Source organism: Dankookia sp. GCM10030260, assembly GCF_042666655.1.
Taxonomy (GTDB): domain Bacteria; phylum Pseudomonadota; class Alphaproteobacteria; order Acetobacterales; family Acetobacteraceae; genus Paracraurococcus.
In genome coordinates, this window is sequence record NZ_JBHTDE010000015.1 from 49377 (window position 1) to 67008 (window position 17632).

Consider the following 17632-nt stretch of genomic DNA (forward strand, 5'->3'; position numbering starts at 1 on the left):
AGCTACTACCGCGCCGTCGTGGGGCTGGTGTTGCCTTGAGGTCCTCAGGGTGCACGGCGAAGCCAGACGCTGCGAGCGCACGGCAGATAAGCACCTTCTGGGTTGTGCCCTCAGCCCTGGCGCGGTCGGCAAGTTGGTCTCCGAGGCCGCAGCGGACGCGGATGTTCACCTGCACCAACTTATCATCGGGCTTAGCCTCTAGCTGAGCGGGCGCCGGCGTGAGGGCCGCCGGCGGCAACCCTGCCTGTTGTGCAACTGTGTCCGCTGCAACGAGCGCATCGCGTGCCGAAGGCCGGGCCATGGCGGGCTTCAACCCCTTGCTCGACATAGTCGGCTCCTCCATTTCGAAGCTATTTACTAGCATATATTAGCTACTAAGCCGCCGCTGAAGCAGACGGCCGGTTCGGGAGCCAGCCGAGGCTCCGAAGTTCCGCGATCAGCGCCGCGACCTCCTGGCCAGCGTCACCGCTTGGTACCCGCCCGGAGAAGGTCATTTCGGCAAACGCTACCCGATCGCCGATACTGGCTTCGGTGCGGGGGAGGGTGGCCGCGTCGAGTTCAGCGAGGGCGTGCCGTGTGACGGCTGTGGCAAGCTTGAGCCGGCACGGCACGACCCGGGCCGGAATTGCGCGACGAGCGGCACGGGCCGCGCCCTCAATGAGCTTCAGGGTCTTGGCCGCTTGCTCAATGTCGGCGCGGCTCGGGGTACAGGGGACAAGCACCGCGTCCGCCGCGGCGATGGCCAAGAGGGCCGCTCGATTGCCGAAGCCGGCGGTGTCGACGAGCACCAAGTCGGAGGAGGGGGCCAATTCATCAATTGCCTCCGCGAGCCGGGTCTCGTCGGCCTCGGCGCGAACCGCGACGGTGGGACCTTCGTAAGCGCCCTCCGCCCAAGAGGCATAAGCTCGGTTGGGGTCAGCGTCGACGACCGCCACCCGGAAGCCCTCGGCCGCGAGCGTGCCCGCCAACGCCATCACCAGCGTGGTCTTGCCGGCGCCGCCCTTGGTCGATGCCACCGTCAGGATCGTTGAGGCCATAGATCCTCCTGTTCCGATTGGTCTGGAGTGTAACAAGCTATACTACATGAACGGCTAACAGCAAGCAGCTAGCTGCTATTAAAGCTAGCTACGCACTATCATATAGCGGGCAGTGCAGGCCTGTCGGACCAAGGAATGCTCGAATATGGCATCGCCGGCCGACTTGCGAAAAGCTGGCATCATCGCAAGCCAGAACGACCAAACCGGTGGTAACCTGTCCGCTGCCAAAGAGGGCAGCAGAGCAGGGGCATGCCGGGCAGCGTGAGACGAGAGCATCAGGCGGCGCGGCTGCTGATCCGGCGGCAGTGGCGCGAGGGCGATGTGATGGCCCTATAGGCGGCCGCCGGCCGGCTGGGCCTCGAGGTGCCGCTGGAGGGCCTCGGCGTGCCGACCGGGCTGGAGCAAGCATCTTAGCGCGCTACCGGCCCGGGTGCCCGAGGCCGCCGCATGGAGCGGCCAACGCCGAGAGTGAGCGGGCATTGTGCCAGGTGCTCGGCTACATCGGGCAAGCCCAGGGTGGTTCACCATCCTCCTCGAGCAATCCGACGACTGGGCAACTTGGCGATCCCGCAACATGACCCTGGATACGATCGGCACTCTAAGCGATTGCCCACGTCAGCTTGCCAGCTGTGACCAGCTGACCGGGCGGACTAACCAGCCCAGAAACATCGCTCCTACAGCACGCCATGGAGCATGGTCTTGACCCACTTTAGCGTGGCAAGGATTCTCAACGAGAACAACCCGTGGTAATGTCCATTTCGTGCCAAACCTACCCCCGATACGCCTCCCGCAGTGGAGTGATTGGCTTCTTGAAGAGTTCTTCGAGGATACGAGTGGAGAGGCACGGTCGGTAACAATCCTTCCGATCGATGGCGGGCTATTCGGACGCGTCCTGCGTCGACGAAGGCTTGACGCCACCGACGAAGCCGCGAAGGCGGCCTTCGTGAAGTCATTCCCTGATCGATATGTACTTCTTCAATGGTTTAGCGGCCGCGAGCAACCTCGTGGGGAGCTCTTTGCGTTTCTGATCCTATGTTGTTACGCCGCGAGTGACATCGCGGATGTCGCCAACAATGATTTTCGGAAACGTCTTCAGGAAATCATGGGCTGGGACCAGTCAATCACCGACTGCGCTGGTCTGCCCGACCTGTGGAGGAAGTTCGGGCGGTATCTCGAATCCGCCCGCCGGACACGTCGACTACGACCGCTCATCTTGAAGAAGCCCGCCGAATATCATCGACAGATCGGACACGCGGTCGAGCTAAGCTTCCCATCGCGAGTGGACGCATCAAAGCTCCGGACAAGGCTCAATGGAGCCGCTCTCGACCGGTCGAGGCCACCAACGGTCATCGCGTGGCTTCAATCGGTCCGCGCCTCCGCGCGTTTCTCCCGCGCTTTCGAGTATGCCTTCGATGAGTTCAGGTCCGCTTGGATGCAGGGTCGACGTGACATGGTCGACCATCGTTTCTGGGCGGGGTGGCTCCTTGTTTGCAAGGGCGAATCCTCAGGCTTGCTGCGGCGGTGTCCCTTTGAGGTCGTCGCTGACGGGTGGGGAGGCTACGCCATAGCGAGGGCGGTCGACGGCCTTCCCGCCAAGCTCGTCGATCTTGTCGACACGACTGAGTGCCCGTCCGCCCTTAAGGAGGATTACCGCGCCAAGCGTCCACTCTTCCTGCGCGAAATCGACTGGGGGCGATGGACATGGGCTGGTGGCGGCAACGCAGCATGCCGCATGGCGCAGGCGGTGCTTGTACCATCCCAGTTGCGAGCGAACGGGAGCCGCGGGAACGCCGCAGAGAAGACCGTGGATGGAGCACTCGGGTGGTCGTTCAGCACGGCCGTCGAGCACACGCTCGCCGTCGCCGGTCATGCGACGAGCCGATCTGACGAACTCGTCGATGTCTGGTTCTCGGGTAGCCCATTGGTCGAGGGCGCACGGTTGGCGCGGCCGTCGTTTCCCATCCAGGTCCTCACGACGGGGCCGGTCTCATCGCTTCGAGTGGAGGGAGAGTCTGCCGATTGGGTGACGGTGGAACGTGCAATCCCGGGTACGTGGAGTCTGGCGTTCCGCGAGCCGACCACGGGAGGGATCAGGCTCGTTCTAGATACCAAGACAGGATCCGAGCGGGTAGAGCGGGATCTCTCGGTCACGCGAGCGGTGGTGGAGCCGAGGTTCAGCAGCGAGCCGCCAAGGGGGCTCAGACGCGCCGAGCATCCAGAAGAGGTAAGGTGGGCTCAATTCCTGTTGGGCAGCCAGCCTCCAGACTTGATGGACAACTGCGACTTGCCCGCATCAGCGCCCTCTACGAATCCCGTGTTGCTCGACGTGCTGGAGTATCTCGCGACGCGACGAGGCGCGATTGGGATGGGGGCTCTGGTCGAGCTCCTTGACGGCGTGCTTGATGGCACCACCGTGGGAACATGGGACGTGATCCGTTGTCTTGTCGAAGGCGGGGCATTGGATCCGTTCAAGACCGATGGTTGGCGGGGCAGGGCGGTCCTGACCGTGCCCCCGTCAGTCGTGCTCGCGCGGACCACGGCTGGTTGGTGCATGGTTTCGCACGGATTGCTCCATGAGACCCTGCGCGTCCGTCTAGAGAACGCCGCTCGGGCCGATGGCCTAGCCGTTGGTTACAGTTCGACCGCCTCTCCATGGTCCGTGCCGCGCCTGTGCATCCAAGGCGAGGTAGTCGAGGCCCTCCTGGCACTCGCCCAAGCATTCGAGCTTGTTACGCATGGTCTCGGTTCGGCGCTAAATACCCTTCTTCCCCTTTCTCGATGGTCACCCGACGGTGACGGTCGAAATCACACCAGGAAGCTTCCCCTCTCCTCAAACATCTCGAGCTTGTGGGCGCCCGCCGGCGTGAAGGTCACACGGTGTGAACGCGAGCAAGGCGATGCCCAGAATCTTTGGCTTGTGCAAGCGCCCGACGAGCCTTCTCGCTACTGGACCGAACGAAATCTCGCGCTGCTCGACGCCTGTCGAGTGGCGGGTATCAGGGCATTCGACATCCGCCCACCGCGTCTGAGCCTGCTCGTGCCAGGTGCCTACCTCCCACTCCCGCTAGCAAGGTGGCTAAGTTTGATGGCGGGCGAGAATCCTGGGCCGGTGGCCAACGGCTACGATTACCCGCTCGCTGCATCCGCGCTGGATCTCCTGAGACGACTAATGGGACCGCTCATGGCTCCCGTTCCTGAACGCGATCAGGACCAGCGATCTTTCTCACCGTTTTACCTCGCGGGTCGCCCCGCCATCGCAATCGCCACGTCCAATGGCCGGCGTATCGGTGGAGTTTGGCGCTGGGCGCGGCAAAGGAACTGAAAAGATGCCGCCACTTAGCGACTCGCGTCAGCACCCGGACGTCGAAAGCGGCCCGATCCTCGGTGCCGGACGAAAGCCAATTCAACGTCCATCGGCGCGGCCTGTGCGATCCAGGGACCTCGTCTACAGCGCGTCCGCGCGTGAGCGGATATCAAACAAAGACGCGCTATCTTGCTTCGTGGAGCGTATCCCATGGAGCTTGCGCACAAAGTCGTACGGTCTTCTTCCAACTCCGAAAGGCTTCCAGCCACGCTCCGACGCTGGCTTGAGGCAGAAGGAGAAGGATCTCATCAAGACATTGACTCGGACCGGCAAATCGACGGTCAAAGGCGACAAGAAACTTTGGGATACCGTTGGCCTCCTTTGGCAAACTTACGCATTGGAAGTTTGCGGTGATGGCTTTTCCTCGCTTCCGACATTGGACAGCGCCGCAGCGATAGAGCCCGATCTAAATGCCGCTCGCGCGCACGGCAAGGAACTGATCGAACTGCTCGGGCCGGACCGTGCTTGCGGAGAGATTGTCGAACGCCTGTTCTGGGCGTCGCCATTCCCGACGTATCCCGAGTGGCAATCCGAGATCGGTGCGTTGCCATCGGAAGCGGAACTCACCGCTCGACTTGAACGCGAACGACTGTTGGAGCACCTCAGCCACCACGTCGATGCACTCGCCGTTACGGCCAAGGAGCACGAGACAAGCCTCTTAGATCTTCGCCAAGCAACAGCGACGGCGGGGGAGCAGCTACAAAAGCTGAGCGCAGATACCGCCGCGCGAGCCGCGCAAGACACACAGTGGAACGGGCGCCTGGGCGAGTTGCTTGAGCACTTCAATAGCATCACTGCGGGCGTGACCTCCCTCGGCTCCATGGTCGAGGAAGTCTCCGCAGCGGCGCGTGGGACGGCCAGCGCACTAGAAGAATTAGCCGAAAAAGTGGCCACCAACGATGCATCACTCTCGAGCATCACGACAAGGGTCGACGAAGTCGAGACACTCCTCCTCTCGTCCGTCGATGAACTACGGACCGAGCTACGGTCGAAAGCCGAGCGACAATCGTCCCTAGCGGGCGAGGGAGCAATCGTCGCCGAGGGTTGGCGAAATTTTCTCACCGGACCTGACGGAGGCTCGCCTCAATCCCTCGAGTTGATTGATGATCCTGAGACGCTGTTTAGCGCGCTAATCAATGCATTCGGAGCTCGGGGTGCCGACATCGAGCATGTCTCGAGGCTGGACATCGCTATACGTGCCCGCGAGCTGCCCGTGTTGATTGGGCCGCATGCCAGGGAGGTCTCCGAGGCTTGGCTGCTCGCGGCGGCGGCTGGAGACCCAGAGATCGTCTGGACCGATCCGACCCTCCTCTCACTTTCGGAACTCGTTCCGAGCGGGCCGCGAGGAAACCGTGCTCCGTTGTCGCGCGCATTCGTGCGTGCTCTGACCCAGCCAGGCCGATGTGTGGTCGTGTTCCTAGATGACTTCGACCCGGCGTCGGCGGGCTTCTGGCTCGCGGACTTGGCACGCGCGATCAAGCAACCAGCTCGTTATGGGTTTCCAGAGAATCTCGTATGTGTCGCCATCTACGAGGGAGAACCGGCTCATATCGCGCTACCTCGCCAGCGCGCGGGAGACCTCTTCCCCCTTTGCATCGACAAGCTAGCCCCCCCACGACTCACTAAGTCATTGCACCAGCCGACACATCGGACCGCCATCTCCCGGGCTTTGGTAGCACCGCCGCGGGCCAGTGGCCGCTGGCAAGACCGCGTCGACGCATTCCGTGCGATCGCCACCTCACTCATACCAGATGAAAAACTCGATCAGTGGGTAGACGCGTTCGCGACTTATCTAAGGCATATGAAGGACGCCGTGCCGTTCCCGGCCAACGGTGGGTCCTTGGCGGACGCACTCCGCGCCGCAAGCACTCTCATCTCGGTCGAACCCAAGGATAAAACCAATGCTTGATCCCATTGGCTCGTTCGAGCGAATGCGTGAGTTCTTCATCTCCTACCTCGATACAGCTTTTAAGATCCGGAGGGGTGCCATTTCCGAGATGCGGCGCCAACTCCTGTCCACCGCCGGGCAGATGTGCACGGAACCACTGATCGAGCCGATCTTGCGCTATCCCTCGGCAGACGGACGCATGGAGGATCTCCTGGACGATGATGGGGTGCTCGGGCACTTTAGCCTGGCCGCCAGGGTCGCCGCCGTCGAGCTAATCGGTTCCGGACTCTTCGATAGTGACCGGTGCAAGGACGGCCAGCTGCGGCTACGACCAAGGTTCATGCCCTACACGCACCAGATGAAGATGCTTGCGCGAGGCACGCAGCCAGGAACACCAGGCGTCGTCACGTCTGGAACCGGCTCTGGCAAAACCGAGTCATTTCTTATGCCCATCCTCGCGCGAATCGCCGCCGAGGCGGTCACATGGCCTACCGCGAAGCACGACCGGGAGCGACACTATTGGTGGCGCGTCCAAGGCGAGGACTTCGAGAGTGTTCGTGCTCATGAGGCGGTGCGACGCCCGCAGGCCGTCCGGGCCCTCATTCTCTATCCCATGAACGCACTCGTCGAGGACCAGCTCGCAAGGTTGCGGAAAGCGCTCGACTCCGACGGGGCGCGAGAGACCTGCGCGACGCGCTTCAACGGCAACCTCATCTACTTCGCGCGGTACAACAGTGAGACCCCACCCACCGGCTTCGAGACGCATCCAGTTCGGCAGGATGACCGTCGAGAAATCGACCGGCGAAAGCGGAAGCTAGAAGAGCTCCGCGAGTACCTTCGTGATGTCGAGCATGGGCAGCGGCTAGCACGCGATCATGATGAGGGGCTCGCGCGGGAGCGTGGCGTCGACCGCGTCGAGGAGACCCGCTTCCTGTTTCCGTCTGTCGATGGCGCGGAGCTTGTGAGCCGATGGGATGTGCAGGCCGCGCCGCCAGACATCCTCGTGACGAACTCGTCCATGCTCAATGCCATGCTCGGCCGCGAGGTCGAGGAGTGCATCTTCGAACGTACTCGGTGCTGGTTGGAGGAGGACCAGAACGCATACTTTTTCCTCGTTCTAGATGAACTTCACCTTGTACGGGGATCAGCGGGCACCGAGGTCGCCGGCCTGCTGCGACTTCTCATCAATCGCCTCGGTCTTGACCGCCCCGAACACCGGCACAAGCTTCGGATCCTCGCCTCCAGTGCTTCCCTTCCAGTCGACGGCGACGGGCGAAAGGCCTCGCTCCAGTATCTCTGGGATTTCTTTGGCCCGCATGGGACTTTCGTGGCCAGTGGACAAGGGGCCAAGTCGCGCGATGCATGGGCGGACTGCGTGGTGCCCGGAATTCCGTGGATGCCCGCGCCGGTGGCGGGTCAGCTAGATCCCAAGCCCTTCCAAGCCCTTCTCGCCGCAGCCGGAGGCGGGATCGGAAAGGTCGTCATCCAACCGCCGGCACTCGAAGCTTTGGCCCCTTCCATCGGTAACGCCCTACGCACGATTGGTATCGAGGCGCTTCCAAATGATGGCGCGGAAAGGATGAGATTGCTCGCCGAGAGGTGCGCGAGCGCGTTGCTTCAAGCCTGTGGGGGGGATGATGGCTTGAGGGCGCGCACAGCCTCGGACCTAGCCGTCCGCCTGTTTGGATCGGCGGACGTCGCTGCCCTTCGCGGGCTCCTGCTCGCCCGCGCACTCGGCGATCTGCTGCCCGACCTGGCGCCTGGTGGGCCGCGGATCGACCGCACCACTCCCTCCTTTCGAATGCATCTATTCTTCCGCGCGCTGGAGGGGTTGTTCGCCGCTGTCCGCCGCGACGTGACGGGCGCTGTCGAGTACGGCGGCATATCCATCGAGCGCGGCGCCGCCCTCGCACACTTGCTGGAGTGGGGTGACCCGCCCCGCCGTCTCATCGAGATGCTTTACTGCGAGGCATGTGGCGAACTTTTCCTTGGCGGCATGCGGTCGGGTAGCGGACCAGGCCAGCCTTTTCAGCTCCTGCCTTCGCCCGCGAACTTGGAGGCATTGCCCTTTGCCTCCGCTGGGACCGAATTCGAGGATCTCACGCACGACGAATATGCGGTGTTCTGGCCCACGAACCGCCCAGAGGCGACCTCTCCAGAGGTGGAGCGTGACGACGGGAGCCAACCACGTTGGGAAGCCGCTCGCCTGGACCCCTTCACGGCTCGCGTCACGAATGTGTCCCGGTCAGACGACCTCGTTGAGGGCTTCCTGTTCAAGCGATCAGCGCAACCGGATCACCGCAAGCGACGCTCAATTGATCGCGGGTCGGCGACGCCCGCCGCGTGCCCGTCATGCGGCACGTCGTACATCCTTCGGAGACGCGGACGGTCCTCGCCAATACGCAACTTTAGAACCGGTTTTGCCAAAACCTCGCAGCTGCTCGCGACGGAGATGTTCGAGCTTCTCCACGCGGTCAAGCAAGCCGAGGACGGCCCGAAGGCGATCGTCTTTTCGGATAGTCGCCAGGATGCCGCTCGCGCCGCGTTGGAGCTGGAGGCGAGTCACTACCGGGATCTGGTTCGTGACATCCTTGTCCGACTTCTCAGGCGTGGTACCGATGCATCGGCGAGGCAAGCCCGCATAAATGAGTTGGAGGAACTGGAGTCTGTCGCAGCCGCCCGCAGGGATTGGGCGGCCGCCGCCGCCGCTCAGAAGGAGGCCGAGGAACTCAAGCGCAAGCCTTCGGGGATCGAACGTCTAGATACCATCGCGCAAGATCCGCGCAGCAATGCGTACGCGGACACGACGCCTCAGCAGACTCCCCCAGTCGCTCCGCTCATCCAGGCCCTGGTGCGCCTTGGTATACATCCGAGCGACGCGAGCGTGACGGCCGACATTCCTTGGTGGAATACTTTCACGATTGACGATGGCGACGTCAACTGGTCGCCGCCGAGGGACGCTGCGGAGGAGCCAACCCTCCGCGAGGAGCGAAGGACCATCGTCGAGAAGCAGCCGGAGGCGCTACACGACACGATTTTCAATAAGACTTACTTCTCGCTCGAGGAAGCTGGCCTTGGCTATCCAACGTTGTTCGTGTCCGGAACTTATGGCGAGGAACAGGATAAGCTCGATAGCATGCTCCGGGTGTTCGGCGATGCCTACCGAGTAACCGGATCGCGCTTTGTCGACCGGCAGGACATGGTGCCATGGACCGCGTCGGATGGGCCACGGGCATCGAACCGCGTGAGACGCTTCACGGAGGCAGTCGCCGTCGGTGGCAACCGGTCTGGTAAGGAGCTCTTCGACGAAGTTTTGGAAAGGCTCGGGCCCCTAGGTCACCCGGGCGGCATCATCGAGCTTTTCGGCCTTGGCGTTCGCCTCACGAATGCGGAGGATCCATACTGGAAATGTGAGGGCTGCGATCGCGTTCATCTGCATCGCGGGTACGGCACCTGCACGCGCTGCCTTTCCAAGCTACCGCCGCTGGCAACTGGACAAGTGCGGGAGCTTTGGGAGAGCAACTTCCTCGCGCATCGGATCACAAGGGCCGGGGCGGAAGCCGTCGAGCCGTTCAGGCTCAGGAGTGAGGAGCTCACGGGCCAGACCCGCGGCGGAGCGGAACGCCTGCGCCGTTTCAAGGACATCATTCTCGATGATCCCGCTGATCGATCGCCGGAACTCGCGCGCATGGGCAAGCAGATCGATTTGCTCAGCGTGACCACCACGATGGAAGTGGGCATTGATATCGGCGCGTTGCAGGCGGTCTACCAGGGCAACATGCCGCCACAGCGCTTCAACTATCAGCAGCGAGTGGGCCGAGCTGGACGACGAGGGCAAGCGTTCTCATTGGTTCTCACCGTGTGCCGAAGCCGAAGCCATGACCTGCATTACTTCCGTCATCCAGAGCGGATCACCGGCGACCCGCCACCTCCGCCATTCCTCGCTAGCGGGCACGAGGACATCCCGCTGCGCATCATCCGCAAGGCATGGCTGCACGCCGCCTTCCGCGTGCTTCGGCGCGAGCATGGAGAGAGCTATCCTGGTTATGATGTACTTCCGCCGGACATTCATGGGGAGTTCGTCACGGTCGCGGATTACGTCGCGGGGGAGTCAGGTTGGCCAGGTAAACTCCGTGCGGCCCTGAGCACGACAACCGCTCGTCGTGATGGGGCGATTCAGACCCTGTTGGGTGACGAGGACACCAAGATCAGAGCTGCGGTGCGCGCGGCCCTTCAGCCCGATGTGCTGATGGCTCAAATCGATGAAGTGCTTCGCAGGGAGACCCGGCCAGAGATTGGTGCCGCGACAGCCTTGGCGGAGGGAGGCCTTCTCCCAATGTACGGCATGCCGACGCGCGTGCGCGAGCTCTACATGGGCCTCGTGCCTGGCCAGCGAGGTGAGTACGAATGGGACACGTCCGACCGTGACGCGGATCTCGCCATTTATGAATTCGCCCCTGGAGCCACGCTCGTCCGCGAGAAGCGTATTCACTCAATAATTGGGATCACTTCTACCCTACCGAATCCCGCGCTCCGAAAGGGTGGCTGGCAGTTACCGCGACAGGAAGAGCGTAATCCCATCTCCGAGAGTTGGTGGGTCGCTTGCTGTCCAGGTTGTGGCGGCTGGACGCGGCTTGAGACACCGGCGACCACCGAATGTGTCGCGTGTGGCGAGGCGGTGAGCGACACGAGTTTTAAGCAATGCGTTTCCCCAGCCGCATACCGTACCGATTTTGATCCGAAGCAGACCACGGAGGATGAGATCCGCATCGTCCGCTCGCGCATCGTCTGTGCGGAGGCGACACCGGCGCGCTTCAGTGATGTCCCATCCTCGAACATCGCGGCGGGCCTCGAACGCTCGGCCAATATCCTCCGACTCAATCCAGGGCCTGGTCATGAGGCGCTGGAATCAAACGGGTTCGAACTGTCTGAGGGTACCGACGAGGCTTGGTTCGGGCCTCGAGGGAAGAGAAAGAAGATCAGTCTGCATCGGCAACTCCTGCTCCGGAGCCACGCCGAGAGCCGTAAGAATGGTTGGTCATCCTCAAACAGCGGGACACAGGCCTGGCTCGGCTCGCGCAAGGTGACGGATAGCCTGTTCATCCGGCCGATACGGCTGCACCCCGGCTTGCAGATCGCTCGCGTCGCTGGACCGACGGCGAACGTGTCCGTGCGGGCGGCCGCGATTAGCGCCGCGTTCCTCCTGGTGGATCGCGCCGCCCTTGAGCTCGACGTCGATCCATCAGAGTTCGAGATCCTGCTTCCACGATGCTCGCACCTTCAAGGCTCGGTCTATCCGGTACTTCAGGTCGCCGACACGCTGGTCAACGGTTCGGGTCTGTCGCGACGGCTTTCGAGCCCAGTCAACAGACCATGGTTTATCGACCTAATGTCGAGCGTCGTAAACGACCATGATCAATGGCCACTTCGCGACTTCACCGCTTCCGATCATCGCCTGTCCTGCGACCAAGCATGCTACGAGTGCATGCACCGCTACGGAAACCGCAGCTACCATGGTCTCCTGGATTGGAGACTTGGTTTCGCCTATATGCGTGCGCTCATCGACCCAGATTACGCAGTTGGCGGCGACGGCGGCTTCCAAGAACCTGAACTCGAAGACTGGAAAGCCACCACCATTGGCGGGCTCGAGCGGATCGCGCGTGGGACACCCGAATTCACGGTGCTTCGGGGTATGCCGCTACCAGCCTTGGAATGGCGCAAGGGCAAGCGGTCCGTCGTTGTCGCCGTGAAGCATCCGCTCTGGCTTCAAGATGGTGAGGACGCGCCCGCGCTGGTCAAGGCGATGTATGCGACTGTCACGGGGAAAGAGATAAAGTGGCTCGATAGCTTCGAGCTTTCACGACGCCCCTTCTCCATGATCGCCAAGCTGATTTCGGCATGAGACATCACGTCCGGGAAGCAAGATGCAGGTAGTAGGCCCCAGCGTGCAGGTGCTTTCCGGCTACGTGCGCTCGGCGAACCTCTTCCGCGACCACGCTGGCCGCGATTTCCTCTGACGCCGCCTTGGCTTCTCCGGCTCGGCGCGGATCTCCTCGACGAGCCGCGCGAGGCGGGCCGCGTCCTTCGTCTCGCATTCCCAGACGACAAAGACCTTCCAGCCGTCGGCCGCCAGCGCGGCTTCGTTCCTGGCATCGCGCGCAGTGTTCTCGGCGAACTTCCCCTCCCAGAACTCCAGCCGGGTCTTCGGCGTCCGGGTGAAGGGGCAGGCCGGGTTCGGATCGCGGTGCCAAAAGCATCCGTGCACGAAGATGACGGTCCGGCGGGAGGGGAAAACGAGGTCCGGGCGCCCCGGGAGCCGCTTATCCTGCAGGCGGTACCGTAGCCCGGCCGCATGCAAGGCCCGGCGCACCCGCAGCTCGGGCTTGGTGTCCTTCCCCCGCACCAGCGCCATCTGCGCCGAGCGGGCGGGGTCAACAGGAGGGCTTTCTTTCCGCCTGGTCACGGCGGAAGGATGATGCCGCTCCAGGGGGGATGCGCCAGGGGCCAGCCGCCTGCTCTGGTCAGAACTGGCATCCCGCCGCGGTCGGCGGGCGGGATCCTGTTGAAAACGATGCGGACCGGAGAGACTTCAGCCACCCAATCGCCGCCCAGAGCGTCGAGAATGATTTCGCAGCCATCAAAGACGTCGGCGGCCACGGCAGGCAAATTGGGTCGGGCCTGCAGAGCAGGGTCTCCCGATACCCTGCTTGCGACACGGACGGTGTAAGGACACGAGCGCCGCAGAGCCCTCACGCGCTGCTGGATGGTGGGGATCCGCCGCATGGCTAGGGCGAGGCTGCGTGGCGCGGCGGCGAATGGATTGATGGGAAACCTGAGATCGAAATTCGATATCTCTTGCTGGTCGCGTCTTCCGCCCGTGTCATTTGAGCCGAACCCAGACAGCCTCCATCCGGAAGTGGGATCTGCGTCATTCCAGGCAGTCATGAAGTGGCCCGCCAGGATGGACTCGATGCTGACCGAACTGAAGGTCGGGATGGAAAGGGCCTTGAACAGCACCTGACCGGGCGCGAGCCCGTTGCGCTCATCTATGAAGTCCGCATGACGCGACAGCCGCTCATGAAGCGAGGATTGGGACTGTCCAACGTAGACAGGCCGGATCTGCGAGCCGTCGGGGTTATCGGTGACGTCGTCCGGGTCTCCGGCCCAGGGCGCCGCAACTGCGAGCAATGCGGGGTCCAGCAGTCGCGCCAGCACGTAAACACCCTGGGCCGCGCGCGCTTCGTCTCCCTGTATCGCGTCGTCGACGTTCGCCTGGGTCAAGGGCCGCCAATCTAGCCCGCGCAGTTCGGCCACCACCTGCTGCCACAACGCACCGCGCATGTCGAAAACAAAGGTCCCGAAAGCCATCGGTTCATACCTTCCTGATGGCTTCGACCATGTAATCGTAGTCGCGGCTCTCCCAGTACATGATGACGCGGCCGTGGAGAACAGTGGCCTGCCAATTGGGCGGCAGCGCGTCGATCGCGGTGGTCAGCACGGACCGCATGGTCGGCTTGGGCTTTGGCGGCAGCGTCATCCGCGCGACCAGGTCGCCATGCTCTTGGAAACGGAGCAGGTATGGCACGGCTGATTTCGCGTTCTGGAGCGCGTCAGCGACCTTCAGTCTGCCTGTCGGCATTTCCAGAGGACGGTCGATGTCGATCGGGAACCACTTGTCGAAGTTGGCGGGTATCTGCCCGTCACGCCGTCGCCCAGGGTCGTTCGAACCGAAGCCGCTGTTGTTCCAAGGTAGCGCTCCCGGCATCTTGGCACGCAGTTCGTCAATGAGGATGGCCTCCACATCGAACGCGCTGAAAACCATGATACGGACGGCCTTGAAGGCCATCTTGCGAGGATCCAGTCCCACGCGGTGCTGAATAGATTCGGAATGGCGGCCGAGGCGGTCGCGGAAGCCATGCCTGGTGTCGGTCTTGCCCGCATAGACGACGTCACGGCCGTGCAGGAGGAGGTATGCGCCCTTAGCACCCGGCGGAATACGGTCGACGGTTTCTTCGGTAAGCGGCGCGGCGGTCATTTTCTCGAAGAAAGTGGGCAAGGTGGTGCGGAGGATGTCTTCGATGTCGATTTCGAACTCGGCGTAGCCACGTCCTCCAAGAATAGCGACCTCGTCGGTCTCGACCGTGACGGTGAGAAGGTCACGTATGGATGGACGCGTTCCCCTGGGTGGCCTCATTCCGCCGCGATCGATGCGGCCTGCCGGGCGCGCGCGTCATTCAGCTGCGCCTTGACGTGGCGGCCGATCTCCTCGGCGAGCTTCGCCGGAACCGCGTTGCCGAGCTGGCGCATGCTCTCAGTCCAGGACCGGGTGAACTCGAAATCGTCAGGCAGCCCGACAAGCCGCGCAGCCTCGCGCAGGGTGAGGTAGCGTACGGTGTCGTCAGCGAACCTGATCATGTTCTCGCCGCCCGGGACGCCGTGGTCGCCCGCCTTCAGCGCCTTCGATGGCAGGTCAAGCGGGCTGCCTGTGTGCCCCGGGTAAGTGCGGGCGCCCGGCTGATGAGTGTGGTTGCCCTTGCCGTTCGGCTCACCCAGCCCCTGGATGGCGTCGCGCAGCGTGACCCATGCCTTGAGCGCCGGCGGCTCCTTCAGCTTCTTCAGAGCGGCGATGCGCGCCTCGTCCCGGGAGTCGTCAGGGGTCGTAGGCGCCGTGATGCCGTGCCTTTTCCAGTATTCCCCGGTGACGAACTGGTCCCACAGCAGACGGTCGCGGCTGTGCGTCGGCGTCAGCGGCTCCGGAGGCACGCCGAACGCGCGGCTGAGGCCCTGGATGATGACCCGGTGCCGGATCTGAGGCGCGCCGTAGTCGGCGGCGTTCACCACCTGCCAGATTACGTCGTACGCGCGCGGCCTCCGCATCGCGGTGAGGCGAGCCAAGTGCTCGGCGTGGCTCTCGTCTTGCCTCCGCTCGGCATCCGGCCTGCGAAGGCAGGCGATGACCCAGTCAAGGTAGGGACGGAAAGTGGGGCTCGCCAAATTGCGGACGTTCTCGAAGACGAAGACGTCGGGGCACGCCTCGCGGATGGCGCGGACCGCCTCCGGCCACATGTCGCGCTCGTCCTCGTGCCCGAGCTTCTTCCCGCCGATGCCGAAAGGCTGGCAGGGAGGGCCACCGGAAATGAGGTCCAGCGTGCCGCAGAAGGGCTTCCAGTCGACGGTGCGGATGTCCTTCTTCTCAATCGGCCACTTGGCGACGTGGCCGATCTGCCGCTTCTTGTTGTGCTCGACCGTGGCGACGGCATCGGCGTCCCACTCGACCATGGCCGCATGCTCGACGCCGATGCGCGACAGGCCCATCGCCAAGCCGCCACAGCCTGCGAACAGCTCAGCCCCGCGCATGTGACCGCTCCTCGAAGTTCAGCGGAAGCAGAGGCCCGCCGTTCTCCTGTTCAATGAGACGCTCGGCGGCGCGGCGAACCACCCAGGCCACCTTCATGCCGTGCTTGCGGGCGATCCGTTCCAGCTCGGCATGCTGCTCGCGCGAGAGGGTGACGCTGACGCGGTGTGCGTCCTTACCGTCCTTTCCCATGCCTCGCTCCGTGATGGCTGCTATCCGCGGCTCTCCGCGGCTCTCTTCGAACGGGCGCACCATCCCCCGGTTTTCCTTGCCAGGCAAGCCAATGTTGACAACGGCGGAAATGTTATCCCCAAGGATTTACGGGAAGGAGAATAGCGTGCCCGCTAACCCATTGAAGGAAAAACGATGGCTAGTGGTGGCCGAGGACGGGCGCCACGTCACCCTGGGGCGACACAGCGACCCCACCGAGCAGGAGATCGCCGAGGCCGGGGCGCATCTGGACGCCGCCGGGCTGGCGGCGTGGCTGGTGGTCTCTGAAGGCGGCTACTACGGCGAGAACCCCGTCTCCCTGCTCCAGGTGCGCCGGATAACCGCCCGGGAGGGCGCCTGGAAGGACGCCGAGCGGCGTTGGCACCAGATCCGCGACGAAAAATTGCGGAAAGGCTGATTCCCGCTACCAGGATTCGGAGCAGGGAGAGGGGGGGAGTCCATGGCGGCCGAGTAGGGTTGCGGGCGGCGATGCCCCGCCACGGCGCCGGTCGGCCGGAGCGCCGCCCGTGGCTGACCCCGGGGCGGACGAGGTCCCCATGGTGCCGGTGCCGGTCGACACCGCAGCACTCCCGGCCCTGGCGCGCGAGGAGATCGCCGCCGCCCCCCGCCCAAAGGGCCGAAGCTAGCGTCCGAACATGGGTCAGCTCTCAGTGGCAATCAACAGTTTGCCGCAGGTCGGACTACGACCGAGGGCCGGTTCTCCATCGTCAGCACCAGGACGACCTGCTCGAGCACGCGCCATTTCTGCTCGCGGAAGACGGCAAGGAAGCGGTCCGCGTCGAGGTGATTGAACCCGCCGAAATATGCTACGACCGGTGGCTCCTTCCATCCGCCAGGATGCGCCATCCGGTGCAGTTGCCCGACGTCCTGGAAGCGCAGGCATGCTTGCAGCGCCGCTAGTGCCGGGAACGGCGCGTCGAGGGAATCCTCCTCGTGTCCGGAGAACTGCAGCAACGCTCCGGTGATCTCGCTCACGCTTCTCGCTTGCCTCGGCTGGGGTTCATCTCCGGGTGGGTCGCGGCAGGCGCATCGAGCGCCTGGCGCCAGGCAGCGTCGCCTATGCATCGGCGAACCGCTCCCGGTGGCGTGCGACGTAGACGGGATTCGGCCAGAGCTTCCGGTTCGCTGGAAGTTGGATCCGCTCCAGCTGCGGGGTGAACAGGCTACGCAGTTCCCCTGGCACCTTGTTGTGAGAGACCAGGAGTCCGAAGTCGTCGGTCAGGCTGATCAGGTGCCTGTCGAACAGCCAGTGCACCGTGGCGCTCAGGGCGATTCCGTTCTGGACGACATCCGGCCCACCGTCGCCCACGGCCCAGATGTGGGCCGCCTGGGCCTCGGCCTTGCCCCCGCCGTTGATGATTCGAAGACCTGTGACGGCGCAGCGCCCATCGTAGGCGTCGACAACCACGCGCCTGAAGGCGGCATCCCGGATCTTCTTATTCATCAGGATCTGGGTGATCCGGCGCTCCTGCTCCGCGTGAGGGGCTGCTAGGAGAGCGATGGTATCGGCATCCGCATGCCGCCGGTCGAGGTCAAGCCTAACGGAATTGGTTGGGTCCAGGGTGGCACGAAGCCCGGCTCGCACGATCGCGGCGAACTCATCGTCCGGGATGACCCGCACGGATTTTCCCTGGCCCAACTTGAACAGTCCCCGTTGGGAGTCCGTTGGCAAGTGGTTGATTTTGCGCGGCCTGCTGCCTGATTCCCCGGAGTTTGGCAAATATGTAGTGCCACGAACATGGCGAAAAATGGCTTGA

At 63.5% G+C, this 17632-nt stretch carries 12 protein-coding genes; 4 read left to right on the forward strand and 8 right to left on the reverse strand.

Annotation, left to right across the window (positions count from 1 at the left end; genetic code table 11):
* Window positions 1-374 precede the first annotated feature (374 nt).
* Window positions 375-1037 (reverse strand): AAA family ATPase, encoded by a 663-nt coding sequence (locus tag ACFQS7_RS26620; protein WP_380070180.1) that lies wholly within the window; start codon window positions 1035-1037, stop codon window positions 375-377.
* Window positions 1038-1797: 760 nt separating this feature from the next.
* Here ACFQS7_RS26620 and ACFQS7_RS26625 point away from each other — a divergent pair.
* From ACFQS7_RS26625 to ACFQS7_RS26635, 3 genes are all read left to right on the forward strand, one after another.
* Complete coding sequence (locus ACFQS7_RS26625; RefSeq protein WP_380070181.1) at window positions 1798-4359, forward strand: hypothetical protein; 2562 nt, start codon at window positions 1798-1800, stop codon at window positions 4357-4359.
* A 265-nt stretch (window positions 4360-4624) separates the two neighbouring features.
* The gene (locus ACFQS7_RS26630) at window positions 4625-6310 is read left to right on the forward strand and encodes a hypothetical protein (protein ID WP_380070182.1); all 1686 of its coding nucleotides are present in this window, start codon (window positions 4625-4627) and stop codon (window positions 6308-6310) included.
* A complete protein-coding gene (locus tag ACFQS7_RS26635; RefSeq protein ID WP_380070183.1) occupies window positions 6303-12191 on the forward strand; it encodes a DEAD/DEAH box helicase in 5889 nt (1962 codons plus the stop codon). The genes ACFQS7_RS26630 and ACFQS7_RS26635 overlap by 8 nt, the downstream gene beginning before the upstream one ends.
* A 60-nt stretch (window positions 12192-12251) precedes the next feature.
* Here the strand turns inward: ACFQS7_RS26635 and ACFQS7_RS26640 are convergent, their stop codons facing one another.
* The 5 genes from ACFQS7_RS26640 to ACFQS7_RS26660 are packed head-to-tail and all read right to left on the reverse strand — an operon-like array spanning window position 12252 to window position 15899.
* The gene (locus ACFQS7_RS26640) at window positions 12252-12752 is read right to left on the reverse strand and encodes a very short patch repair endonuclease (RefSeq protein ID WP_380070184.1); all 501 of its coding nucleotides are present in this window, start codon (window positions 12750-12752) and stop codon (window positions 12252-12254) included.
* The gene (locus ACFQS7_RS26645) at window positions 12749-13657 is read right to left on the reverse strand and encodes a hypothetical protein (protein ID WP_380070185.1); all 909 of its coding nucleotides are present in this window, start codon (window positions 13655-13657) and stop codon (window positions 12749-12751) included. The genes ACFQS7_RS26640 and ACFQS7_RS26645 overlap by 4 nt, the downstream gene beginning before the upstream one ends.
* Before the next feature lie 4 nt (window positions 13658-13661).
* Window positions 13662-14483 (reverse strand): GIY-YIG nuclease family protein, encoded by an 822-nt coding sequence (locus tag ACFQS7_RS26650; RefSeq protein WP_380070186.1) that lies wholly within the window; start codon window positions 14481-14483, stop codon window positions 13662-13664.
* Complete coding sequence (locus tag ACFQS7_RS26655; RefSeq protein ID WP_380070187.1) at window positions 14480-15646, reverse strand: DNA cytosine methyltransferase; 1167 nt, start codon at window positions 15644-15646, stop codon at window positions 14480-14482. Before ACFQS7_RS26655 ends, ACFQS7_RS26650 begins: the two co-directional genes overlap by 4 nt.
* Window positions 15633-15899: a ribbon-helix-helix domain-containing protein gene (locus ACFQS7_RS26660; protein WP_380070188.1), complete on the reverse strand. Its 267-nt coding sequence runs from the start codon at window positions 15897-15899 to the stop codon at window positions 15633-15635. Before ACFQS7_RS26660 ends, ACFQS7_RS26655 begins: the two co-directional genes overlap by 14 nt.
* Before the next feature lie 82 nt (window positions 15900-15981).
* On the opposite strand from ACFQS7_RS26660, the gene ACFQS7_RS26665 reads away from it, so the two are divergent.
* Window positions 15982-16272 carry a hypothetical protein gene (locus ACFQS7_RS26665; protein ID WP_380070189.1) on the forward strand — a complete coding sequence of 97 codons (291 nt, stop codon included), beginning with the start codon at window positions 15982-15984 and terminating at the stop codon, window positions 16270-16272.
* Between the two features lie 260 nt (window positions 16273-16532).
* Here the strand turns inward: ACFQS7_RS26665 and ACFQS7_RS26670 are convergent, their stop codons facing one another.
* Window positions 16533-16850 carry a hypothetical protein gene (locus ACFQS7_RS26670; protein ID WP_380070190.1) on the reverse strand — a complete coding sequence of 106 codons (318 nt, stop codon included), beginning with the start codon at window positions 16848-16850 and terminating at the stop codon, window positions 16533-16535.
* A gap of 82 nt (window positions 16851-16932) precedes the next feature.
* Window positions 16933-17632, reverse strand: a 700-nt coding sequence (locus tag ACFQS7_RS26675; protein WP_380070191.1) for an HNH endonuclease, incomplete at its 5' end; no start/stop codon positions are given.